This is a genomic window from Streptomyces sp. NPDC101132 (assembly GCF_044759225.1).
Classification (GTDB): domain Bacteria; phylum Actinomycetota; class Actinomycetes; order Streptomycetales; family Streptomycetaceae; genus Streptomyces.
Genome location: NZ_JBIVYX010000005.1, coordinates 71,033 through 94,304 on the forward strand (window position 1 = coordinate 71,033; position 23,272 = coordinate 94,304).

At 71.5% G+C, this 23,272-nt stretch carries 18 protein-coding genes; 10 read left to right on the forward strand and 8 right to left on the reverse strand.

Annotation, left to right across the window (positions count from 1 at the left end; all coding sequences use genetic code 11):
- The first annotated feature begins 94 nt into the window (after positions 1-94).
- Positions 95-1,666 (forward strand): amidohydrolase family protein, encoded by a 1,572-nt coding sequence (locus tag ACIQUR_RS13200; RefSeq protein WP_403662920.1) that lies wholly within the window; start codon positions 95-97, stop codon positions 1,664-1,666.
- A gap of 66 nt (positions 1,667-1,732) precedes the next feature.
- On the forward strand, positions 1,733-2,743 hold the full coding sequence (locus tag ACIQUR_RS13205; protein ID WP_403662923.1) for a YdcF family protein: 1,011 nt from the start codon (positions 1,733-1,735) through the stop codon (positions 2,741-2,743).
- 21 nt (positions 2,744-2,764) lie between these two features.
- On the opposite strand, the gene ACIQUR_RS13210 is transcribed toward ACIQUR_RS13205, so the two are convergent.
- Together ACIQUR_RS13210 and ACIQUR_RS13215 are read right to left on the reverse strand one after the other, a co-directional pair.
- A complete protein-coding gene (locus tag ACIQUR_RS13210) occupies positions 2,765-3,352 on the reverse strand; it encodes a hydrolase (RefSeq protein ID WP_403662926.1) in 588 nt (195 codons plus the stop codon).
- Positions 3,353-3,422: 70 nt separating this feature from the next.
- Positions 3,423-3,860, reverse strand: coding sequence for a MarR family winged helix-turn-helix transcriptional regulator (locus ACIQUR_RS13215; protein WP_403662929.1), 438 nt, complete (start codon positions 3,858-3,860; stop codon positions 3,423-3,425).
- A 290-nt stretch (positions 3,861-4,150) separates the two neighbouring features.
- Between ACIQUR_RS13215 and ACIQUR_RS13220 the strand changes: the two genes are divergently transcribed.
- Entirely contained in the window at positions 4,151-5,362 is a 1,212-nt protein-coding gene (locus ACIQUR_RS13220) for a pyridoxal phosphate-dependent aminotransferase (RefSeq protein WP_403662932.1), read from the forward strand.
- A 90-nt stretch (positions 5,363-5,452) separates the two neighbouring features.
- The gene (locus ACIQUR_RS13225; protein WP_403662935.1) at positions 5,453-5,830 is read left to right on the forward strand and encodes a hypothetical protein; all 378 of its coding nucleotides are present in this window, start codon (positions 5,453-5,455) and stop codon (positions 5,828-5,830) included.
- A 138-nt stretch (positions 5,831-5,968) separates the two neighbouring features.
- Here ACIQUR_RS13225 and ACIQUR_RS13230 read toward each other — a convergent pair whose 3' ends face one another.
- From ACIQUR_RS13230 to ACIQUR_RS13245, 4 genes are all read right to left on the reverse strand, one after another.
- Positions 5,969-6,946, reverse strand: a complete 978-nt coding sequence (locus tag ACIQUR_RS13230; protein WP_403662938.1) for a TauD/TfdA family dioxygenase — start codon at positions 6,944-6,946, stop codon at positions 5,969-5,971.
- A gap of 61 nt (positions 6,947-7,007) precedes the next feature.
- The gene (locus ACIQUR_RS13235) at positions 7,008-7,760 is read right to left on the reverse strand and encodes a TSUP family transporter (protein WP_403662941.1); all 753 of its coding nucleotides are present in this window, start codon (positions 7,758-7,760) and stop codon (positions 7,008-7,010) included.
- A 4-nt stretch (positions 7,761-7,764) separates the two neighbouring features.
- A complete protein-coding gene (locus ACIQUR_RS13240; RefSeq protein WP_403662944.1) occupies positions 7,765-8,574 on the reverse strand; it encodes an SDR family NAD(P)-dependent oxidoreductase in 810 nt (269 codons plus the stop codon).
- 397 nt (positions 8,575-8,971) lie between these two features.
- Positions 8,972-9,148, reverse strand: a complete 177-nt coding sequence (locus tag ACIQUR_RS13245) for a hypothetical protein (RefSeq protein ID WP_403662947.1) — start codon at positions 9,146-9,148, stop codon at positions 8,972-8,974.
- Between the two features lie 325 nt (positions 9,149-9,473).
- Between ACIQUR_RS13245 and ACIQUR_RS13250 the strand changes: the two genes are divergently transcribed.
- The 6 genes from ACIQUR_RS13250 (at position 9,474) to ACIQUR_RS13275 (ending at position 16,286) form a co-directional block, all read left to right on the forward strand.
- Positions 9,474-10,472: a LuxR C-terminal-related transcriptional regulator gene (locus ACIQUR_RS13250; RefSeq protein ID WP_403662950.1), complete on the forward strand. Its 999-nt coding sequence runs from the start codon at positions 9,474-9,476 to the stop codon at positions 10,470-10,472.
- Between the two features lie 198 nt (positions 10,473-10,670).
- A complete protein-coding gene (locus tag ACIQUR_RS13255) occupies positions 10,671-11,786 on the forward strand; it encodes a diiron oxygenase (protein WP_403662953.1) in 1,116 nt (371 codons plus the stop codon).
- Between the two features lie 52 nt (positions 11,787-11,838).
- Positions 11,839-12,930, forward strand: a complete 1,092-nt coding sequence (locus tag ACIQUR_RS13260; protein WP_403662956.1) for a substrate-binding domain-containing protein — start codon at positions 11,839-11,841, stop codon at positions 12,928-12,930.
- The gene (locus tag ACIQUR_RS13265; RefSeq protein WP_403662959.1) at positions 12,930-14,114 is read left to right on the forward strand and encodes a toxic anion resistance protein; all 1,185 of its coding nucleotides are present in this window, start codon (positions 12,930-12,932) and stop codon (positions 14,112-14,114) included. Before ACIQUR_RS13260 ends, ACIQUR_RS13265 begins: the two co-directional genes overlap by 1 nt.
- Positions 14,111-15,691 (forward strand): substrate-binding domain-containing protein, encoded by a 1,581-nt coding sequence (locus ACIQUR_RS13270; RefSeq protein WP_403662962.1) that lies wholly within the window; start codon positions 14,111-14,113, stop codon positions 15,689-15,691. Before ACIQUR_RS13265 ends, ACIQUR_RS13270 begins: the two co-directional genes overlap by 4 nt.
- Positions 15,678-16,286 carry a hypothetical protein gene (locus ACIQUR_RS13275; protein ID WP_403662965.1) on the forward strand — a complete coding sequence of 203 codons (609 nt, stop codon included), beginning with the start codon at positions 15,678-15,680 and terminating at the stop codon, positions 16,284-16,286. Before ACIQUR_RS13270 ends, ACIQUR_RS13275 begins: the two co-directional genes overlap by 14 nt.
- Positions 16,287-16,415: 129 nt before the next feature.
- Here ACIQUR_RS13275 and ACIQUR_RS13280 read toward each other — a convergent pair whose 3' ends face one another.
- Together ACIQUR_RS13280 and ACIQUR_RS13285 are read right to left on the reverse strand one after the other, a co-directional pair.
- Complete coding sequence (locus ACIQUR_RS13280; RefSeq protein WP_403662968.1) at positions 16,416-16,679, reverse strand: hypothetical protein; 264 nt, start codon at positions 16,677-16,679, stop codon at positions 16,416-16,418.
- A 101-nt stretch (positions 16,680-16,780) separates the two neighbouring features.
- Positions 16,781-23,131: an RHS repeat-associated core domain-containing protein gene (locus tag ACIQUR_RS13285; RefSeq protein ID WP_403662971.1), complete on the reverse strand. Its 6,351-nt coding sequence runs from the start codon at positions 23,129-23,131 to the stop codon at positions 16,781-16,783.
- Positions 23,132-23,272 lie beyond the last annotated feature (141 nt).

Consider the following 23,272-nt stretch of genomic DNA (forward strand, 5'->3'; position numbering starts at 1 on the left):
GGCCCGGCCCCCGAGCCACATCCCCGGGCCCGGCCCCCGAGCCACGTCCCCGGGCCCCGACCGCCCGACCGCCCCGAGCGAAGGAGCCCCCGCCGTGGACCTGGTGGTACGCGGAGTCCGCGTCGTCGACGGCACCGGCGGCCCCTCGTACACCGCCGACGTCGGCGTGCACGAGGGGCGGATCGCCGCGATCGGCCGGATCCCCGGCGGCGGCCGGCAGACCCTCGACGGCCACGGGCTCGCCCTGGCCCCGGGCTTCGTCGACATGCACGCGCACAGCGACCTGGCCCTGCTCCGCGACCCCGACCACGGCGCCAAGGCCCTCCAGGGCGTGACCCTGGAGGTGCTGGGCCAGGACGGCCTGTCGTACGCGCCGGTGGACGACCGCACCCTCGGCGAGGTGCGCGAGGCCATCACCGGCTGGAACGGCGACGGTTCGGACGTCGACTTCGACTGGCGGACCGTCGGCGGGTACCTCGACCGGCTCGACCGGGGCTTCGGCGGCGAGGGCATCGCCGTCAACGCCGCGTACCTGGTGCCGCAGGGCACCGTCCGCGCGTACGTGATGGGCTGGGGCGACCGGCCGGCCCGCCCGGACGAGCTGGACCGGATGCGCGCACTAGTCGCGCAGGGGCTGGCGGAGGGCGCGTTCGGCATGTCCTCGGGGCTGACCTACGCGCCGGGCATGTACGCGGACGGCGCCGAACTGACCGAGCTGTGCCGGGTGGTGGCGGAGTACGGCGGCTACTACTGCCCGCACCACCGCTCGTACGGGCGCGGCGCACTGGCGGCGTACGAGGAGATGGTGGCGCTCGCACAGGAGGCGGGCTGCGCCCTGCACCTGGCGCACGCCACCATGAACTTCGCCGAGAACGCGGGCCGGGCGGGCGAGTTGCTGGCCCTGCTGGACCGCGCCCTGGCCGCCGGCGCCGACCTCACGCTGGACACGTACCCGTACACCCCGGGCTGCACGACCCTGGTGGCGCTGCTGCCGGGCTGGGCGAACGAGGGCGGTCCGGAGGCGGTGCTGGCCCGGCTGCGGGACGACGCGACCGCGGCGCGGATCCGGCACGCCATGGAGGTGGAGGGCTCGGACGGGTGCCACGGGGTGCCGGTCGACTGGGCGGCCGTCGAGGTCTCCGGGGTGTCGGACCCGGCGCTGGCCGGGTACGTGGGGCGGCGCCTCGACGGCTGGGAGACGGCCCGGCGGCTGCTGCTCGGCGACCGGCTGGGGCCGACCGTGCTCCAGCACGTGGGCCACGAGGAGAACGTACGGGCCATCATGCGCCACCGCGCGCACACGGGCGGCTCCGACGGCATCCTCCGGGGGGCCAAGCCGCACCCGCGCGCCCACGGCACCTTCCCCCACTACCTGGGCCGGTACGTGCGCGAACTCGGCGTGCTCTCCCTGGAGGAGTGCGTGGCGCACCTCGCCGGCCGCCCCGCGGCCCGGCTGCGGCTCTCCGACCGGGGCCTGGTCCGCGAGGGGTACCGGGCGGACCTGGTGCTGTTCGACCCGGAGACGGTGGCGGCGGGCGCGACCTTCGCGGCGCCGCGGACCCCGCCGGCCGGGATCCCGTACGTGCTGGTCGACGGGCGTTTCACGGTGCGGGACGGGCGGCGGACGGACGTGCTGGCCGGGCGCGCGGTCCGGCGCGGGGACTGATCCGGGCGCCCGGGCGGACCACCGGGAACCCCGCGTCGTCGAACGGGTGCGGCCTACGATGGCGGCATGCTCGCCTTCGTCCCCGCTGTCCTGCTCTTCGCCGCTTTCTGCCTGAGCGTCCGCGAGGACCGGCGCCGCTTCCGCAACGCGGTGCTGCTCGGCCTGACCTTCATCACGCTGTCCCTGGCGCTGCTGGCCCAGATCCGCCATCTCCCGCACGTCGCCGCGGAGATCATCCTGCTGACCGTCCTCGCCGTCCCCGCGCTCGGCACGGTCGCGCTCGGCGTCTTCCTGGTCGCCAACGGGATGACGATGGTCCGCAAGGAGGGCCGCAGCCCGGCCAACCTGCTCTCCCTGATGGCGGGCGTGGGCATCTTCTGCATGATCGGGCTGCTGGTGGCCGTCGGCACGGAGGGGTCGCCGGTGCTGGACGGGATCGTCGGCACGCTGGTGATGCTGGTCGCCTACGTCTCGTTCATCTTCCTGTGCTTCCTCGGGTACGCCTACCTCTACGGGCGGATCCGGGTGCGCGGCGACGTGGACTTCGTGGTGATGCTGGGCTCCGGGCTGATCGGCGGCGAGCGCGTCCCGCCGCTGCTGGCCTCGCGGCTGGAGAAGGGGCGCGAGATCTACGCCGCCCAGGTGGCCCGCGGCGGTGCGGCGCCGCTGATGCTGACCTCGGGCGGGCAGGGGCCGGACGAGAAGCTGCCGGAGGCGCGGGCGATGGCCGGCTGGCTGCGGGAGCGGGGCGTGCCGGAGGAGCACCTGCGGACCGAGGACCGGTCCCGCACGACGGACGAGAACATGCGGTTCAGCCGGGACCTGATGCTGGCGGAGGACCCGGCGTACCGCTGTGTGGTCGTCACCAACAACTTCCACGCCTTCCGGGCCGCCATGACGGCCCGTCGGGCGGGGGTCAACGGCCAGGTGCTGGGGTCGCCGACGGCCCGCTACTTCTGGCCGAGCGCCACCATCCGCGAGTTCGTGGCGGTCTTCTGGGAGCACCGGGCCGTCAACCTCGCCATCAGCGCCCTGATCGTCGCCTTCGGGGCGCTGGCCACGGCTGGCGCGCTCTGACGCGTCCCGCGGAAGGGCCCCTCAGCCGTCCAGGGCCCCGACGATCGCGTCCGTGGCGGCGACCCGGCCGAGGCGGGGGAAGATCTTCGTGAAGGTGTGCGCGTGCGAGGCGGCGTCCAGGTCGGTGGTCGCGTCCTCGGCGAAGACCAGCCGGTAGCCCAGCTCCCAGGCGCTGCGCGCGGTGGACTCCACGCCGATCGAGGTGGAGATGCCGGCGAGGACGATCCGGTCGACGCCCCGGCGGCGGAGCTGGAGGTCGAGTTCGGTGCCGGTGAAGGCGCCCCAGTGGCGCTTGGTGATCACGATGTCGTTCTCGGTGCCGGGACCGCCGGTCAGCTCCGCGGGGAGGACGGAGAACTCCGGCGGAGGCGCGACGGGCGGGAAGTTCCGCGCGTCCGCGTCGTCGACGGGCAGGTCGCCGCCGTCGGCGTGGAAGGCGACCTTCACCAGCACCACGGGCAGTCCGCGGGCCCGGAAGGCCTCGGCGAGCCGGATGCCGCGGGCCAGCACCTCGTCGCTGGGGCGGGCGGTGTCGCGGGCGAGGATGCCCTGCTGGAGGTCGACCAGCACGAGCGCGGTCCGGTCGGCGAGGTTCTTCAGCTCGGTCACGTGGGCTCCATGGCGTCGGGTGCGGGTGCGGGTGCGGGTGCGGTCGTGCGTACCGCACCGGGGGCGTACGTCAGTCCTCGGCGAGGCGCCGCAGCAGGACGACGGCCTCCGCCAGGGTGCGCCGCTCCTCGGGATCCAGCCGCTCGGCGATCAGCTCGGCGAGCCGGTGGCGGCCGGCCTCGTGCCGCTCGCGCAGCCGGCTGCGGCCGGCGTCGGTGAGGCCGACCAGCCGCCGGCGGCCGTCGGTGGGGTGCGGGGTGCGCGCCACCAGCCCGAGGGCCTCCAGCGCCCCGACCGTCGCGAGGAGGGACTGGGGCCGGACGGCCTCGGCGCGGGCCAGGTCGGCCGAGGTGGCCGGGCCGTCCCGGTCCAGCCGCTTGAGGACGGAGGCCTGGGAGAGCGTGACCCCGCCGCCGGAGGCGGCGGCCCGCAGGTGCCTGACGAGCCGGCCGACGACGATCCGGAGCTCCTCCGCCGTTTCGTCGGGCTGCGGGTCGAGCGGACACATGAACAGGACATTACGGACGGACAGTCGAACTGGCAAGGTTGCCTGTCGATCCGGGACCCCGCCCCCGCCCCCGCACACCCCCGCGCGCAGCAGCGTGACGAGCGCAACACCCGGGCCGCGGGCGGCGACCGGAGGGGTGCGATCCACAGGCCCGGACCGGGTCGCGGGCAGGAATCCAAGGGGGCCGGAGCCGGGGAACCTTACGAAGGGGGAAATCGGACAAATCACCGGAGGGGCGGGCGTGGAAAAGGGCCAGCGGGCCGCCCGCGCGGCCCCGTAGTCTCCTGTGTATGCAGGTGATCCAGTCGACGAAGCTCGCGAACGTCTGTTACGAGATCCGGGGCCCTGTGCTCGAAGAGGCGATGCGGCTTGAAGCAGCAGGTCATCGCATCCTCAAGCTCAACACCGGAAACCCGGCGGCGTTCGGTTTCGAGTGCCCTCCCGAGATCCTCGAGGACATGCTCCGCAACCTGGGCAACGCCCACGGCTACGGGGACGCGAAGGGCCTCCTCTCGGCACGCCGCGCCGTGATGCAGCACTACCAGACCAAGGGCATCGACCTGGACGTCGAGGACATCTACCTCGGCAACGGCGTCTCCGAGCTGATCCAGATGTCGATGCAGGCGCTGCTGGACGACGGCGACGAGGTGCTCGTACCGGCACCGGACTACCCGCTGTGGACAGCCTCGGTCTCCCTCGCGGGCGGCACCGCCGTGCACTACCGCTGCGACGAGCAGTCCGACTGGATGCCGGACCTCGCCGACATCGAGCGCAAGGTCACCGACCGCACCCGCGCGATCGTGATCATCAACCCGAACAACCCCACGGGCGCGGTCTACGGCGAGGAGATGCTGCGCGGCCTCACGGACATCGCCCGCCGCCACAACCTGATCGTCTGCTCCGACGAGATCTACGACCGGATCCTGTACGACGGCGCCACGCACACCAACACCGCCGCCATCGCGCCGGACCTGCTCACCCTGACCTTCAACGGCCTCTCGAAGAACTACCGCGTCGCCGGCTACCGCGCCGGCTGGATGGCGGTCTGCGGCCCGAAGAAGAACGCGTCCTCGTACATCGAGGGCCTGACCATCCTCGCCAACATGCGGCTGTGCGCGAACATGCCCTCGCAGCACGCCGTGGCCACGGCCCTCGGCGGCCGGCAGTCGATCGAGGACCTGGTGCTGCCCGGCGGGCGGCTGCTGGAGCAGCGGGACACGGCGTACGACCTGCTCACGCAGATCCCCGGCATCACCTGCGTGAAGCCCAAGGGCGCGCTGTACCTCTTCCCGAAGCTGGACCCGGCCGTCTACAAGATCAAGGACGACCGGCAGATGGTCCTCGACCTGCTGAGGGCCGAGAAGATCATGGTCGTGCACGGTACGGGCTTCAACTGGCCCGAGCCGGACCACTTCCGGATCGTCACCCTGCCGAACGCCAAGGACCTCGGCGACGCGGTGACCCGGATCGGGAACTTCCTCGACGGCTACGGCCAGCCGTGACGCACTTCTGACGGACATCCTGGACCGAGCTCTACTTTAGAACCATTCCAATGTAGGATGGCCTCCTGACCACGCCAGGAGGCCATCCCCATGTACGAGCCGATCCGCACGAAGTCGGTCCACCGCGTGCCCGGCCGCCCCGACTACCCCCACCGCAGCCGCGGTGAGGAGCTGGACATCCAGCTCGCCGGGCACCTGGCCGCCCTCCTCGCGGTGACCGACGAGCTCGGCCTGGACGAGGCGGCCGAGGAGATCGCGGGCCAGGTGGCCCGGCTCCGGGGCACCCCGCCCGCCCGGCACGCCGGACTCTCCGACGCCGACGCCGAGGCCCTGCACCACCGCGCCCACGACCTCGCCGCCCGCGCCCTGGTCGTCGCCGCGTCCCGCGCCGACACCGCGGCGGCGATCCTGGCCGCCACGCGCATGGACGCGCACACCGCCGCCCTCAAGCCGGCCGCGGCCCACTGACGGCCCCGGTCCGGGGCCGGGGAGGCTCCGGACCGGGTGCCACGACCTCCGGTACGCCGTCCTGCCGTCACGCGCCGGCCGTCACGCCGTCCTGCCGTCACGCGGTCCGGCCGGCACGCCGTCGCGCCGGTGAGCGGATCAGCCCGCGTAGCAGCGGCGCAGCCAGCGCTCGCGGCCGTTGCCCGCCGGGGTGAAGCCCACGCGCCGGTGCAGCACCCGGTAGTTGTCGAAGGCCAGGAAGTCCCCGGCACCCAGCAGCAGGCTCTCGTACGGGGCCGACTCCAGCGCGTCCGAGAACCGGGCCAGCACGTCGAACGCCTCCGGCACCGCCGCCTTGGTGGTCCCCCGGTCGAAGCGGATGCGCGGCAGCCCGCCCTCGGCGCCGGCCGGCTCCAGCAGCGGGACGGACCGCAGCGCCTGGCGGTCGCCGCCCTCCCCCGCGCGCACCGAGTCCGGCGCGGCCACCTCGTACCAGGCCCGCCCGAGGTCCTCGCGCAGCCCCTCGTCCATGGCCTCCAGCGCGTACGGCAGGGGCATGACGTCCGTGGGGACCTGCTCCTCGTTGCGGATCCCGCAGAAGGTCAGGAAGCGCGGCACGTACCGCCGGGGGTCGCAGCCGGGGGTGCCGAAGCCCAGGTGGGGGTTGTCGGTGTGCCAGAAGAACTCCTGGTCGGCGCCCCAGGAGCTGGTGGTGCCGGCCGCCGCGGGGTTGGGGACGACGTTCCGCAGCAGGTGCCCGGCGTTCTCGTACCCGACCGCGAACGGGGCGATGCCCATCAGCTGGAGCATGCCCAGGTGCAGGGCGTTGACCACGGACAGGTCGCGCTCGGCGGCCCAGCCGCTGGTGGGCGAGGCGGGCCAGCGCTCCTGCTGCGGCAGGTTGCGCACCACGATCAGGCAGGAGCCGGAGCGCGGGAAGCCGGCCACCTCGGCCAGCGCCTCCGGGGACAGCGCGCCGATCAGGGCCTCGGCGCCGATCCGGCCGAGGATGACGGTCTCCAGGTCCGGGTCGAGCCCGTCCGGCGGGAGGTTGGCGAGGATGCTGCGGTGGGCCTGCTCCGACTCAGCGTCGGAGAGGGCGAGCTGGACGACGGGCGGTACTGCGGTACTGAGCACGGTGATGTCTGCTCCTTGAGAGGGTGTCCCCGCGAAGGGACCTGCTTTCTTTCGGCGCGCGTCAGACGACGTAGCGCAGGATCAGGGAGGCGAAGAGGACGCTGAGCGAGGCGACGAGGGTGGCGCGGACCACCTTGGCCCCGCCGCGCAGGGTGGCCTTGCTGCCGACCCAGTTGCCCGCGATGTTCGCCAGCAGCATCGGGATGCCGATCAGCCACAGGATGTGGCCGGAGATGACGAAGGCGACGAGCGCGCCCACGTTGGACGCGAGGTTGAAGACCTTCGCGGTGGCCGAGGACTCCACCAGGCCCACCCGCAGCAGCAGGTGGAAGCCGAGGATCAGCATGGAGCCGGTGCCGGGGCCGAAGAAGCCGTCGTAGAAGCCGATGCCGAAGCAGAGCAGCGGCACCCACAGCCACAGCGTGAGTCCGTGCAGCTCGGTGAGGGTCTCGGCGTGCTTGTTGCGCTTGGGCAGCAGGGTCAGCAGCAGGCCGACCGGGATCAGGAAGGTGATCAGCTTGCCGATGGTGTCGGCGTCGAAGAGCAGGATGACCTTGGCTCCGGCGTACGCGCCGACGAGCGCGAAGACCACGCCCGCGCCGACCAGCTTCCAGATGACCTTCTTGCTGCGGGCGAAGTTCCACAGGGCGGCCAGGGTGCCGACGGTGGACACGTACTTCTCGGTACCCAGGGCGAGTTGGGGCGCGTAGCCGGCGAACAGCACCGCCGGTACGAGGATCAGGGCGCCGCCGCCGGCGATCGAGTCGATGAATCCGGCGACGAAGGCCGCCGCGGTGAGGAGTCCGATCTCCACGGGCTCAGGCCTCTCTGTGAATCTTGTGCTGGGCCGCCTGGGCCCGGGGACGGACGACGAGCAGGTCGACGTTGACGTGTTGGGGGCGGGTCAGGGACCAGACGACGGTGTCGGCCACGTCCTCGGCGAGCAGCGGCTCGGCCACGCCCTGGTAGACGGCGGCGGCCTTGGCCTCGTCGCCGCGGAAGCGGTTGACGGCGAACTCGTCGGTCCTGACCATCCCGGGGGCGATCTCGACGACGCGGACCGGGCGGCCGCACAGCTCCAGGCGGAGCGTGGCGGCCAGGGCATGGGCGCCGGCCTTGGCGGCGACGTAACCGCCGCCGCCCTCGTAGGCGGTGAAGGCCGCGGTGGAGGACAGCACCAGGACCGTGCCGCGGCCGCTCGCCTCCAGGGCGGGCAGCAGGGCCTGGGTCAGCCGGAGCGTGCCGAGGACGTTGACCTCGTACATCGCGCGCCAGTCGGCCGGGTCGGCGTCGGCGACGCTCTCGGCGCCGACCGCTCCGCCCGCGTTGTTGACCAGGTCGTCGACCGGGCCGACGTGCTCGGCGAAGGCGCGGACGGCGGCTGCGTCGGTGATGTCGAGCGGGTACACCTCGGCGCTGCCCCCGGACGCGGCGGTCCCGTCGGCCGCCTGGATCTCCTTGGCCACGTGCTCCAGGAGCTCGGCGCGGCGGCCGGTCAGGACCACGTGGTGGCCGGCCGCGGCCAGGGCGCGGGCCGTGGCGGCCCCGATGCCGCTGCCGGCACCGGTGACGACGCTGACGCGGCGGGCGGGGGCTCCGGCGTCCGTGGGGGTGGGTGTGGGGGTCAAGTGAGTGTCCTCCTGAGTGCGGTTCCTTCGTGCCCGGCGGCCGGTCGTGGGGCGTGCCGGGGCATGGCGGCCCGGTCCTGGGGCGCGTGGGGCCGTCAGGACTGCCGTCGGTGGTGCGGGTGGTGCGGCGCGGATGGCGCGCGGGGTGCCGTGCGGCCGGATCGGTACGGGTCCGGGCGGCGCGGGTGGTGAGCGGTGAGCGGTGGTACGGGCGCGGGGCGCGGGTGGTGCGGGTGGCGCACGGGTCGCGCGGGGCGCGGGCGGTACGGGGCGCGGGTACGGCGCGCGGGGTGGGGCGGTGGTTCCTGGTGGCGGTGCCGGGTGGCGGTGCCGGGTGGTGCGGTCGTACGGGGTGCTGCCGGTGGTCCTGGGCCGAAGGGCCCGGTGGCGGCGGGAGTTACCAGGTCATGTCGTCCGTGCCGGCGCCGGCCGCCGGGGCGGTGACGGTCTGGCCCGGCTGCGCGGTGGTGCCGGCGGCGGCCGCGAGCGGCGCCGCGACGACCAGTGAACCGGCGGCGAGGGCGACGGCGGCCGCAACGGTGGCGGAGGAGGGCAGCAGAGCGGAGAGGCGCATAAGTTCTCAGTCCTTGAGGGCGAGTGGGAGCCGGTGCCGGTACGGCCGGAAGCCGGCCGGGCGGCGCCGCTCCCCGGTCGGCGCTTTCAAGGAGATCTTGTCCCGCCCACCGGAGCTGGGAAAGGGAGTTCCATCGGCCAGGTTCGGCCATGGCTGGACACGGCCATTCCGAGATACCGGTCCGCATCCTGGACATCGGGGCCGTTGCGGCCGCCCGCATGTTGGACCGAACCAATCACGGTGGGCATTCGGAGGCTCACATAGTTATGATCCCGCGCGGTGGGGACGGCCAGGGGGGACGGGCCACCACGGGGGGTTGCTGACCATGCAGAAGGAAGAGTTCGACTTCACCCATGAGGTGTTCCGGCAGCTGATCGCCGCGCCCGGCAGACCGCTCGCCGCGCTCCGCGCCGAGCTGCTCCTCTCCGAGGCGGAACTCGCCGCCGCGCTGGCCGGGCTGACCCAGTGCGGGCTGGTCCACCGGCACGCGGTGACCGGCGAGCCGCTCCCGGTCACCCCTGAGGCGGCCCTCGCCCGCCTCTTCGAGCAGGAGCAGCAGTACAACGCCGAGCGGATGGCCCGGCTCCAGCAGCTCCAGACCACCCTCGCGGCCATCGACGCGCGGCTGACCTCCGCGCCCGGGCTGGCCGAGCCCGCACTCGGCTCGGGCAGCGAGCTGATCGTGGGCGAGGCCGAGATCGGCGCCTCCCTGGAGAGCGCCACCGCCCGGGCCCGCAAGGAGATCCTCTCCATGCACCCGGGCCGCCCCCGCAGCCCGGCGCAGCTCGCCGACGGCATGCGGCGCAACCACGAACTCCTCGACCGGGGCGTGGGCATGCGCACGCTCCAGCTGGACGCGATGCTGCGGGTCCCGCACGGCCGGGCCCACCTGCGGGCGCTGGAGGAGTCCGGGGCGGAGGTGCGGATCGCGCCGGTGCTGCCGTTCCGGCTGATCGTGGTCGACGGGATCCAGGCGTACGCGGCGGCCCCCTCCCCCGACGACCGGCAGGCGGCGGTGCTGATGACCGACCCGCGGGTGGTCGAGGTGCTGTGCCGGGTCTTCGAGCACTTCTGGGTGCACGGGGCCAAGCTGCCGGACAACGAACCGCCGGCGCCCGCCGACGACCCGCTGACGGAACGCGAGCGGGCGCTGCTGCGGATGCTGTTCCAGGGCATGAAGGACGACGCCATCTCCCGCTCCCTCGGCGTCTCGCCGCGCACCCTGCGCCGGCTGCTGACGGACGTGATGGCCAAGCTGGACGCCGACAGCCGCTTCCAGGCGGGCGCCCGCGCGATGGCCCGCGGCTGGCTCACGGAGGAATGAGCGGGGCCGGGCGCGCCCGGCGCCCGGGGCCGACGGCGGCCGGCCGGCGCCGCGCGGCGCCCGTCCCGCGCGGCCGCGGCCACTGGCCGGGTGAGGCCGCGGCTGGTTGTGGCCAGCACCGGCCCCTGGCGTCCCCGGCCCGACCGGTTCACGATCGATTCACCCCCTTAAGGCCCCATTCCCCGAGGTGGATTCGTCATGTGCGGCGTAGCCGGGCTCTTCACGGGCTGTACCGCCCTCACCCCCTGTCCCCCGCCGCCGCCCGTTCCCCCGGGTGCGGGCGGCCCCCCGGGAGCGGGCGGCTCCCCGTACGCGGGCGGCCCCCCGTACGCCGCCGCGCCGGACGACGTCCCCGCGGCGGGTTCCCCGTACGCCCCCGACCCGTACCGCAGCCCGTTCGGCGACTGGTACGAGCGGGTGGCCGCCCGGCCGCCGCTGCGCCGGGCGCTCGTGCTCCCCGAGGGGACGGCGCCCTTCTCGCCCGCCCTCGCGCCCGTCACCGGCCACCCCCTGGTCCGCGCCCTGCCGGCCGCCGCGCAGACCCGGCTGCTGGCGCTGCACGCGCACCGCTACCTCGGCTTCACCGCCCGTCTGGAGCACCTGGTCGTCAACCGCACGGCCCTCGGCATCGCGCACGGCACCCTCGGCGTCGACCTGCCGGAGGAGATGCGCTTCGACGCGTACAAGCTCTACTGCGACGAGGCCTGGCACGCGCTGACCGCCGCCGACCTCGCCCGCCAGCTCCGGCACGCCACCGGCGTCGCGGCGCCCGACGCCGGCACCCCGGCCTTCCTGGCCCGGCTGGCGGCGGTCCGGGAGGCCGTCGGGCCCCGGTCCGCGCAACTCGCCGAACTGGTCTTCGTGGTCTGCTCGGAGACCCTGGTCTCCGCCACCCTGCCGGCCGGCGCCGAGGACCCCCTGATGCCCGCCGCGCTCCGCGACACCCTGCGCGACCACGCCCGGGACGAGGTCCGCCACCACGCCTACTTCGCGGCCTTCCTGCGCCTGCTCTGGGCCGGGCTCGACGCCCGCCAGCGCCGCACGGCCGGCCGGCTGGTGCCCCGGGCCGTCGCCGCGTTCCTCGGCCCCGACCTCCCCGCCCTGCGCGCCGACCTGGCGTCGGCCGGGCTGCGGCCCGGGGAGGCCGAGCAGGTGCTGGCCGAGACCCACCCGCCGCACGCGGTGGCCGCGTACGCCCGTGAGGCCGCCCGGCCCGCCCTGGGCCACTTCGCGGAGCTGGGCGTGCTGGACGATCCGTACGTACGGGAGGAACTGGCCGCGCACGGGCTCAGTTGGGACGCGCACGTCACCTGACGTTCATTCAACCAACACCGGAACCTGGGTTTCCGCGAGCAGGCTCCGCCCTGTGAGACGCATCCTGGGAATCGCCCTGGCGGTCCTGCTGATCGGCGGAGTCGTGTTCGCCGTCCTGGCGGGGCGCGGAGGTCAGGGAATAGGCGGCACGGCAACGAAGACCGTGCGTGGTGTGATCGGGTCGGAGAAGGCCGAGTTCTTCGACGATCCCGACGTGGTCGAGGCCCTTGCGAGCAAGGGCTGGACGGTGGAGACGGAGACCTCGGGGTCCTGGGCGATGGACCAGCTCCCGCTGAAGGACTACGACTTCGCCTTTCCGGGGAGCAGGGCTCCCGCCGACGCGGTCCGCGCGAAGTCCCCCCTGAAGGTGACCGCGGCCCGCCCCTTCTACTCGCCGCTGGTGATCGTGGCGCACGGCGCGGCCGCCGGGGTGCTGGCGGACAACGGCCTGGTCCGGAAGGGCGGCGCGAAGTCCGGCACGCTGCTGATGGACCCGTTCCTGAAGGCCGTGGCCGCCGACCGCACCTGGCAGCAGCTCAAGGGCGCCGGCGCGCACGCCGAGCTGAGCGGCTCCCTCTACATCAGCACCACCGACCCGGCCAGCTCCAACTCCGGTGCCCTGTACCTGGCCATGACCTCCTTCGTCGCCGAGCAGCAGAAGGTCGTCGCCGACCGGGCCGGCATCGACCGCACGGCGCCGCTGCTGCGCAAGCTGATCGCCCCCCAGGGCGCCCAGCAGACCAGCACCGACGCGCCGTTCCGGGACTTCGTCAGCGGGGTGGGCAACCCGCTGGTGCTCGTGTACGAGTCCCAGGTGGCCGCCCTGCTCCAGCAGAAGCAGGACACCGGCGACCTGGTGGTCCTCTACCCCGACACCACGGTCCCCAGCGACCACACCCTGGTGCCGCTCACCGAGGACGGCAAGGCGCTCGGCGAACTGCTGAGCACCGACAAGCGGCTGCGCGAGCTGGCCGTACGGCACGGCTACCGGCCGCAGGGCGCGCTGTCCGAGTTCACCGCGGCCACCGCGCCGCACACCGCCTACCTCAACCAGAAGCTGACGGGGATCCGCCAGGCGCCCGTGCCGACCGTCGAGGTCCTGCACGAGATGGCCGCGCGGGCCAAGGGCCAGGGGGGCCGCTGATGACCACCGCAGAAGAGCCGGGACAGCTGGTCCTGACCGCCCCGGAGCCCGTGGCCCCGGTCCGCAAGGAGCAGGCCGCCGGCCTGGTGCCGCTCCAGGACGGCGTACGGGAGGAGATGGCCCGCCGGGCCGGGGAGTACGTCGGCTCGCTGGCCGGCCTCGACGCCCGCTCGCCGGAGTTCGCCGGACGCATCGGGGAGATCGCGGGGCTCGGCGCGGGCGAGATCCGCAGCGCCGCCCAGCAGTCCAACCGGATGCTGGACCGGGCCGTACGCTCCCTGGGCGCGGACGGCGGCGGCGAGGCCCAGGCCCGCGTCGCCACCTCCCTGGTGGAGCTGCGCCGCACGGTCGAGGACCTCGACCCGCGCGACACCCCCGGCAAGGGGCTCGGCAAGCTGCTGTCGAGGCTGCCGGGCGGCAACAGGTTCCGCGACCACGTCGCGAAGTACGCCTCCTCGCAGGCCACCCTCAACCGCATCGTCGGCGCCCTGCGCGGCGGCCAGGACGAGCTGCGCCGCGACAACGCCGCGCTGCACACCGAGCGCACCCGCCTGTGGGAGACCATGGGCAGGCTCCAGGAGTACGCGGTGCTCACCGAGGCGCTCGACGCGGCGGTGGAGCAGCGCGTCGCCGAGGTCGCGGCCGCCGACCCGCAGCAGGCGGACGCGCTGCGCGCGGACGTCCTCTTCCCGGTCCGGCAGAAGCACCAGGACCTGCTGACCCAGCTCGCGGTCTGCGCCCAGGGCTACCTGGCCATGGACGTGGTCCGGCGCAACAACGACGAGCTGATCAAGGGCGTGGAGCGGGCGGCGACCACGACGGTGTCGGCGCTGCGCATCGCGGTGATGCTGGCCTCCGCCCTGGACAACCAGCGCAAGGTGGTCGAGCAGGTCAACGCCCTGCGGGGGACGACCGAGGACCTGATCCGGGGCAACGCGGAGATGCTGGCCACGCAGACCGGCGAGATCCAGCGGATCGCGGCGGACCCGGCGGTGGGCGCGGAGACCCTGCGCACCGCGTTCGGGCAGATCTACCAGACGCTGGACGCGATCGACACGTACAAGGTGCAGGCCACGGAGTCGATGGCGGCGACGGTCGAGTCGCTCACCGGGGAGCTCCAGGCGGCGACGGCGTACCTGGAGCGGACGCGGCAGACCGGCGCCCTCGAAGGCGGTGACCGGTGAGGAGGCGCATCACGACGGCCGCCCTGCTCGCGCTGGGCCTGGTGCTGACGGCGTGCGACGGCGCGCCGGAGCCCGACGCCGGCCCCCTGCCCTACCGCGAGGGCACGCTGCGGGTGCTGGCCTCCTCCGAGCTGTCCGACATGCAGCCGGTGCTGGACGCGGCCCGCGAGAAGACGGGCGTCACGGTGGAGTTCACCTGGTCGGGCACGCTCGACGCGGTGGAGAAGCTGGCCTCGGGGAAGGCGGACGGCGCGTACGACGCCGTCTGGCTGTCCTCCAACGACTACCTCAGGCTCCGGCCCGAGGCGGGTGGCAAGGTCACCAACGAGACGCCGGTGATGACCTCGCCGGTGGCGGTCGGCGTCAGGCGCGCCACCGCCGACCGGCTGGGCTGGAAGGACGGGGAGCTGACCTGGTCGCAGCTGCACCAGGCGGTGAAGGCCGGCCGGCTGACGTACGGGATGACCGATCCGGTCCGCTCCAACTCCGGCTTCTCCGCGCTGGTTTCGGTGGCCTCGGGGCTGTCGGGCGCGCAGGCGGCCCTGACGGACGCGGACGTGGACAAGGCCTCCCCGGCCCTGAAGGAGTTCTTCAAGGGCCAGAAGCTGACCTCGGGCTCGTCGGGCTGGCTGGCGGACGCCTACACCCGCCGGGGCTCGGTGGACGCCCTCGTCAACTACGAATCCGTCCTGCTCTCCCTGAAGCAGGACCTGACGGTGATCCGCCCGAAGGACGGCGTGGTCACGGCCGACTACCCGCTCGCGCTGCTCACCTCGGCGCCGCAGGGCGCGCGCACCTCGATGCGCTCGCTGACCGCGTACCTGCGGACGGCGGAGGTCCAGAAGCGGATCACGGACACCACGCTGCGGCGGCCGGTGACGGCGGGCGTGGCGCCGGGACCGGGCCTGTCGCCCAGCAAGCGCCGCGAACTGCCCTTCCCCGGCACCCGGTCGGTGGCGGACGGCCTGCTGGCCTCGTACGAGAACGAGCTGCGCCGCCCCTCGCGGACGGTGTACGTGCTCGACACCTCGGGCTCGATGGAGGAGGAGAACCGCATCGGCAGGCTCCGCGACGCCCTGACCAGGCTGACGGGCAGCGGGGACTCGCCGGTGGGCCGGCGCTTCCGGGACCGGGAGGAGGTGACGCTGATGCCCTTCGGCTCGAAGGTGAAGGGGACCACGACGCACGTGGTGGACCCGGGCAGCCCGACGACCGCCCTGAACGCGATCCGCTCGGACGTCGACGCGCTCACACCGGACGGCGGCACGGCGGTCTACAGCAGCCTGAAGGAGGCGTACGAGCACATCGGCGGCGGCCGCGGGGACGCCTTCACCTCGATCGTCCTGATGACGGACGGGGAGAACACGGAGGGCGCGGACGCCTCGGAGTTCGACGCCTTCTACGCCCGGCAGTCCCCGGAGGGGAAGTCCACGCCGGTCTTCGCGATCCTGTTCGGCGACTCCGACAAGGCCGAACTCACCCACATCACCGAGCTGACCGGCGGCCGCCTCTTCGACGCGACGGGCGGCAACAGCTCCCTGGACGGCGCCTTCGAGGAGATCCGTGGCTACCAGTAGCGGTGCCCTGCGGTACCTGGAATCGAAGAAGAACCTGGCCGGCAGCGCGGCCGGCCTGGTGGGCGTCGGCCTCACCCTGGCCGGTGCGGCGGGCCCGTACTGGCCGGTGGTGGTGGCCGGCCTGTACGGGGCGGCCGCCCTGATCGCCCCGCCGGACCACGTGGTCGTCCCGGACTTCCCGGACCCGGCGGAGCAGCTGAGCACCCTCCGGGACGACTTCGCGACGCTGAAGCGGTACATCGCGGAGGTGGAGCCGAACCCGGCGGCGGCGGGCAAGCTGACGGAGCTGATGAACCGGTACGAGGCGCTGCTGGACCCGACCTGGGTCTCGGACGTCCTGGCCGCCGACCCGGACGCCGTCCACACCCTCTCGCGGGCCATCCGCCAGGACGTCCCGGAGTGCGTGGACACCTACCACCGCGCCCGCTGGTGGAGCCGCCTGAACCCCGGCACCGAATCCCCGGACCGCCACCTGGAACGCCAGCTGAACCTCCTCTACGACGAGGCCGACCGCCTCACCACCGCCCTCCGCGAAGCCGAATCCCGCCGCCAGCAGACCCACACGACCTACCTGGAAGACCGCGGCCGCTCCTGACCGGGCTTATCCGGCCGATCGCCATCAGCCCGATAGGCCCGGGTTTCGACCTACACGGCCCAGGTTGGCCACCTGCCGGAACTCGCATAAGGGCCGTCCACAGCAATCGACCGGCTGGACCCATGACCCTCAGGCGATCAGCGCCATGGCGAAGCAGACGAGAAGCGCACCGACAGTGACGAACACAAAACCGAAGCGGCGCACACTCCGCACCGCCGGAAAACCTTCACTCGGCGCACCCCCGGTTCTTCGCGTGATCTCGCGCGCAAAGGACGCCACACGATCAGTGCACACAATCAGGACGATTCCGAAAATAAGCAGAAATACGCCACAAAGGCCGGCAAATATTTTGGCTGCGAGCGGTGGATCCGCGACGGCCGCCAGCGTGATCACAATTTCCCCCATACTGAACTGACTACCCGCGAGACGGCGTGGGGCAAGAATCCCCACGCCGCCACACCCTACTGGACCGCGATTCCGAGTGTCTCTGCTCGTCACCGCCGATGGCGGTAGACGAACGGAAGGAAGGTGTACCCGACAGCAGCGGTCAAGTTCGCCGGGACAGCTGGGGGAATGTAGTTGAGGCCGACACCGCCACCGGCTTGCGCTACATAGACGAGCGCCCCCTTAGCATTCTCAGTCCCCCCCGTCCCCAGGGAAGCATGGGCCACTGGACCCTCACCCACGTTGGCGTCTAGCTGCCCGGCCCATCCAGCCAGCTGGCTGAAGTCATCCGCGTTCGAGTACATGGCATCAGCAGAAAGGTTGGCTTCAACTCCACCCAGCCCAAAGGAAGGCGTGATACTGATCGCCGTGCTTTCATTCCCGGCAAAATCTGAAGCCAGGCAGGCTGTCACGCCACCAGAGACTCCAAACGAACCGGAAACAGTGCCGCAAAATCCCATGGTCTTCGGGATGTAGGACTCAACTACGTCCCAGCCACGGCCCGCGGCACTCCTGATGGAATTCCAGAGACCACTTTCCTTCTCATTGCGCTTACGCTGAGCCTCGGCAGCCTTGCGATTTGCCTCTGCTCGGGCCTTCGCCGAGGCCGCGACGCAGTCGGGGTCCTTGCTGCACATGTAGCGGTACTGGTTCTGCTGCTTGACGTAGCCGGGTGAGACCGTGCCGCCCTGGCCCTCGGTGATCTGGGCGTAGTTCTTACCGTAGTTGATCACTTCGGTGCCGTCGCCGTTGCAGACGTACTGGCCGGAGCGGCACTCGGGGAATGCCTCGCCGGTCGGGTCAGCGAAGGTGGCGGGGTTGTTGTTGCCGTAGATGTACGGGTTGTGCTGGGCCGGGTCGTCCGTGATCAGGAGCGGGTCGACCGAGAGGAAGCGGCCCAGTTGCGGGTCGTACTCCCGGGCGCCGAGGTGCGTCATGCCCGTCGGGTCCTGGACCCCGCCCACAAAGCCGCGGTCTCCCGGCCAGTTGACTCCGGTGCTGGAGCGCTGGCCGCCGAACGGCAGCTGCTTGCGGCGCGTCACCGCCTGGCCGGCGCCCCAGGCCACGGCGATCAGCGCCGTTCCTTGCTGGTCACCGAAGAGGAAGTCGATGCCCGCCCCGGTCCGCACGGCGACGGTCTCTCCACCGTGGGTGTAGTACCGCACTGCGGTCTTCGATCCCGCTGCGGACAGGGTCAGTTCGTTGCCTCCGGGGAGGTAGGCCGTCCGTGAGCCGTCCGCGTTGTGGGCGAGCACTCGGTTGCCGTCCGTGTCATAGGTGTACGACGTCTTCTTCGTACCCTCGGTGACGGTCTCGAGGTTCCCAGCAGCGTCCCAGGTCATCTTCTGACTCCGGGCACCGCCCTTCCGCTCGACGGTGTTGCCCGTCGCGTCGTACGTGAAGACCTCGGTCTTGCCGTTGTCGGGTCCACCGGTCGTCTTCACGCTGCGCAGCGCGTGTGGAGCGTCCTCACCAGGCTTCCCCGAGACGTAGTCACGGGTGACGTCGACCGAGCCCGCGCCGGTGGAGTGACGGACTTCCTTGGAACGGTTGCCCATGATGTCGTACTCGTACTCGTACCAGTACGAGTCCGGGCCGCCGACCGTGGTCGCGCTGGCACCGGCCGTGCAGTCGTCCGTCGCGGACTTGGTGGTCCAGGCATCGGTCATGCGCCGCAGGGCGTCCAGCTTGAAGCACTGGTTGTCGGTGGTCGCCCCCGCACCCTGGCCGGCTGTGCTGGAGATGCGCTTGACGTTCCCGACGGCGTCGTACGTGTACTTGGTGTCCTCGATGCGCAGGGCCTCTTCACCGTCCAGGGTCCGCTGCCGGAGCTCGCCGGTGTGCTCGTCCCAGTTCTGCGTGCGGAAGACCTTGCGGCCGAAGTTGCCGTACTCGGTCCGGACCGGCCGGGCGAACTCGTCGTAGGACACGGCGTTGACCAGGATGATCTGTCCGGCCGTGGTCTTCTGCGGGAGGTTGCCCTCGCCGAGGACGGTCGTGACGTACTCCGACGGCAGGTTGCCGAGCGCCGGCTGCTTCACCCACTCCTGGACACCTGTGTACTCGTTGTACCCGTAGGTCCACGTGTAGGTGCCAGCGAGGTCACCGATGCCGTCCGGCAGTGAGGTGCTGGTGGAGGTCGGCTGGTAGACGTCCGTGTAGCCGCCCACGGAAGAGGTGTAGGGCTGGCCTTCGACCCAGTGCGTGGTCGCGGTGAGCTGGCCCTTGGCCACCGTGTCATAGGTCCACTTGGCCCGGACCTGCGCCCCCTGGGAGAGGCTGCTGGGCCGGCCGAGCGCGTCGTACGACGTGGTGTGTGCGCTACCGCGGGCGTCCGTCGTGGTGACGGGGCGGTCCGCGTTGTCGTAGGTGGTGGTCGACGTCCCCTTGTCCGGGTCCACGGCCTTGGTCTCACGGCCCCTGGCATCGTATGTCCAGGTCCAGTCCACCTTGGCCGGGTCGGTCAGCTTGGCCAGCTTGCCGTGCTTCTCGTACGCGTAGAGGGTCGACTCGAATTCGGTCCGGGCGGCATTCGTGTAGGCACGCTGCTCGACCTTGCGTCCGAGAGCATCGGTGATCGTGGTGGTCGCGGTTCCTCCGGTGGGCGGAATGACCGTCGTGCGGTCGCCGCCGTACTGGAAGGAGGTCCTCCGCACAACGCCTGCGTCCTTGACAGCGTCGCCGTTCCTGTAGGGCGTCTGCGTCAAAGGACGTTCGGCGCCGTCGTAGACGGTCTCGACCGACGACGGCACCTGCGTTTCGTCACCCGTCCACAGCGTCGTGGAGGGCGCGACCTTTGCGTAGTACGGGTTGTACTGCTTCACCACGAGGCCGCGGGTGTCGTACCGCGTCTCGCTGATCACAGCGCCGTTCGGGTCTCCGATAGCCGGCGCCTGGGTCTCGATGGGGCGGAGCAGACCGTCGTAGAAGGCGTACGAGTAGGCGTACGAACCGTCGTGCTGGAGCTGCTTGGTGGTGACGACGTTCGCCACGGACTGCGAGACCCGGTAGGCGAAGTCGACGGAGGGAAGCGTCGGGTGATCCGTCTTGGACCAGCCCGGCCTCCACACCTTGTCGACCCGACCCAGTCCGTCGTACTCGACGTCCGTCCGCTTGTTGTTCGGGTCGACCACGGCGGTGGTGACGCCCCGCCGCGGGTCGCTGTATACGGTCGTCGCGTGTCCGAGCTCGTTGGTCGTGACGGTCTTGGTCGGGACCTGCCCCGTCGCCGGCGTAAAGGCGAACGTCGTGGTCGATCCTGCGCCATCGGTCATCGACGTCTGGCGGCCGTAGGCGTCGTACGCGGCAGTGCTGACGGTGATGAACCCGGTGCCCGGTCCGTTGTTCTCGTCGCGCCGCGTCTCGTCCCCGAGAGTCGGCGCGGCCCCAATAGCAGTGGCGCCGTCGTAGTAGGTCCGCGTGGTGCCCACCAGGTCGGTGGGCAGATTCGCTGCGGTGCCGCACGGCTTGGCAACTGTCGTGGTCTCGGCGACCGCAGACAGCATGTTCTTGACCGCGTTGCGTGCGTACGAGGTCGTTGTGCAGCTCTCGTCTCCGGCTTTGTCCTTGTCACCCGTCTCGGAGGTGCTTTCGACGAACCCCTCGTCATCGAACGTACGGGAGGTCTCCGTGCGGCGGAGGGCCGCGCCGACGACCGTTGTCCTGCTCTCCTCCTTCGCAACGCCGGTCTGGTAAGCCGCGGAACTCGGGAGGTTGTCCGCTGCACGCGAGCTCGTGGCAGTCGGTGTTGCGGAGCGCCAGGGCGTGTAGCTCGTGGCGGACACCAACGGTCCGCCGACGCCGTTGAATGTGGCGGTCTCACGAGTCATTCCTGCAAAAGCCTCGTGATCGGGAATCGTCGTGCCTTCGCTGTCGGCGACCGCCGCACCGGCGACGCCCCGGAAGAATCGCGTCTCCGTCAGTGTCTGGTCCGTGATGGCCGGGTCACCCGTCCTGGTCTGGACGCGGCTGTACCCACGGCGGACACCCCAAGTACGGTCCGCAGGCTTCGTGAACTCGTCATCGCTCTTGGTCCACAGCGGCCCGGGAGAGGGGTACGCGTAGTCGGTGCGCTTCGTGAGCCCGCCCTCCACGTTGGCCGACTCGAGCACCTGAGTGACGACATACGTGTGAAACCAGTCGAGATAGGGCTTGTAGTCGGGCGCAGGCGCTTCTGGCGGCGACCAGATGACGGGGTAGCAACGCTTGTTGTTGGCCGACGGCGAGGGCATGCTCCCGGCCTTGCATTCCGCGTCCGAGTACGTCACGCCGATGGTGCTGCCGGATTCCGTCTTGATGCCGGTCACCCTGAGCCGGGAGTAGGCGGGCACGGGATCCGGCTGGCCGTCGCGCATGGCGGCGCCTTCGACCCGGTTGGCGTAGCGGACTCCGAAGAGCAGGATCGACGGCAGCGACTTGGAGGTGTCAGCGGTATAGCCCGTGCGGTCGATCGCGGCGAGCCAGATGGCGGGGTCCTTGCCGTCCGGTGTCGGCTCGAAGGTCTGCTTGAACGTCCACGCGTCGACCTTCTTGAAGGCCCCTCCGTCCAGGACTGACGTGGTCACCTGGGTCAGGCGCTTGCGAAGGAAGAAAGTGGGTGAGGAGTTCCCCTCACACTTGTCCGTCTTGGACGCGCAGTACTGGTCGAAGGGGACGTCCGGCCAATGCTTGGCGTTATCCTTCGTGAACTTCTCCGGTGCGCAGTCGAACTGGTCCTCGGTCGGGCCGGCCGTGACCGGTACGCAGCGCTCCGAGACGGCGAAGTCGACCTTGGCTGCACCCTCGTCGGCGTACATCCGGTTGGAGCGCAGGCCGTACTCGATGCGCTTCAGGTAGCCACCGCGGGTGTACGGCGTGGGAGTGCCCTTGTACGTGCTGTCGATGTTGAGCTGGTAGTGGTTCTCGTCCTTGGCCCAGTAGTAGGCCATGGCGTTGCTGTGCGTGTCGACGACGTAGTCGAGGTTCCAGCGCCAGGCCTGCTGGCACCAGGAATCCTTGAACGCGGTGGCATGGCAGGGCTCACCGGCGTGGTTGCCGAAGACGGGCGTGGTCCAGGTGGAGTTGGTCTCTTCCTTGCCCTCGACCCAGCCGGGCAGCCGGTTGTAGCCGAAGTAGTAGCGGGTGCCATCCGGCTTGGTGACCAGCCAGTGCTCGCCGTCCTGGTCACCGTTGCCACGGTTCGCGCTCTTGCGGAGCTCGACCTTGGTGCCGTCGTCGTCCTTCTTCCGCCACGTCCGGACTCCACTGGCCGCGTCCCAGCCCGTGGTGTCGTCGCTGACCAGCTCGCTGGTGGCACCCCCGAGGGACAGGACCGCATTCTCCTTCTTCCAGCACTGGTCTCCGACCTTGTTGGAAGGGTTGTTACCGTCCTTCTTGTCGTCCTCACAAGCGGTGTAGCGTCGCTCGATGTACCCCGGCGACAGCGACCAGCCGTCTCCGATCCACTCACCCTGGTTGTTGGTCGAGGCAGTGCGGCCATCGATGGACTGGGAGGAGTACGAGAGGTCGAGATCGGGCTTCAGTCCGCCCGGGACGTCCGGGGTGTCCATCTTGTACGACCAGGAGAAGCCTCCCGTCGACCCGCCCCCCGTCCAGGACGAGGACGGCGCGAGGGACGTGGCCGTGAAGTTGCCCGCCGACCCGGACGGCGCCGCGGTCACGCTGAACAGTGAGACATCGGGCGCGGCCAGGGGCGCAGCCGGCTTCAGAGGTGCGGGCGTGGGCCTCACCAGCAGAGTCGCGCCGGCTTGCGATACGGGCACCACCGCGCTGTCGACAACCGCGGAGAGCTTCTGTCTCTTGCCGTCGTTCCGGGTCGAGACGACTCGCCCGGGCGTACATCCAGGGCCTACGAATGGCCCAGCGGCGCAACTGGGCACGGCGCGGAGCACCAGGCGCGAGCCCCAGTTGCCGCCGCGCAAGCCTGCGAATGCCGAGTAGTCGACCTCGACGCGGAGGCGCCCGGTGCCGCCCTTGTCGCCGTGGCCCTGTATGGCGATGAGGACGCCGTCCACTCCGGCAGCCCGCGCCGTGGCCTGGTCCAGCACCTGCACCCTGGCCCGGCTGGCAGCCGGACTTCCGCCGGCGCTGACGGCCCGAGCCACGGACACGGGTAGCGAACCGACCGGCTTCACCCGGGGCGGGCGCCCAACGCCGGCGACGTCCAGCGTTGCCGAACCCGGAGCGGGCCAGCGTGCACTCTTGTCCGGCTGCCACGTGTTCCGATGCGTCTCATCCTTCACGGCGAGCGCCTTCCCGGATACCCGGGAAACCGGAACCGGCTTCATCGGCGAGATATCTCGAAGCTTCAATTCCGCAGCCGCGGCAACCGGGCCACCGATCAACCCGGCCACCAAATAGACGGCCAGCGTTGCGGAAACGAGTCGCGTGGAGCGACCCACTGAACGAACAGGATGCCGCACGGCAGCCCGAAACCGTCTGGACACAATCCCCCCCACAGGAACCACGGTCAAGATCCACGGCACCCTAGCAGCGAATAGAGGATTCGGCGAGAGACATGGATCTCACTCACCAGAACTCAC

Excerpts from the sequence above, each read along its gene's own strand:
- ACIQUR_RS13255 (WP_403662953.1), top strand. The coding sequence starts at position 10,671 with ATGTGCGGCGTAGCCGGGCTCTTCACGGGCTGTACCGCCCTCACCCCC.
- ACIQUR_RS13250 (WP_403662950.1), top strand. The coding sequence starts at position 9,474 with ATGCAGAAGGAAGAGTTCGACTTCACCCATGAGGTGTTCCGGCAGCTG.
- ACIQUR_RS13225 (WP_403662935.1), top strand. The coding sequence starts at position 5,453 with ATGTACGAGCCGATCCGCACGAAGTCGGTCCACCGCGTGCCCGGCCGC.
- ACIQUR_RS13220 (WP_403662932.1), top strand. The coding sequence starts at position 4,151 with ATGCAGGTGATCCAGTCGACGAAGCTCGCGAACGTCTGTTACGAGATC.
- ACIQUR_RS13215 (WP_403662929.1), bottom strand. The coding sequence starts at position 3,860 with ATGTGTCCGCTCGACCCGCAGCCCGACGAAACGGCGGAGGAGCTCCGG.
- ACIQUR_RS13265 (WP_403662959.1), top strand. The coding sequence starts at position 12,930 with ATGACCACCGCAGAAGAGCCGGGACAGCTGGTCCTGACCGCCCCGGAG.
- ACIQUR_RS13205 (WP_403662923.1), top strand. The coding sequence starts at position 1,733 with ATGCTCGCCTTCGTCCCCGCTGTCCTGCTCTTCGCCGCTTTCTGCCTG.
- ACIQUR_RS13245 (WP_403662947.1), bottom strand. The coding sequence starts at position 9,148 with ATGCGCCTCTCCGCTCTGCTGCCCTCCTCCGCCACCGTTGCGGCCGCC.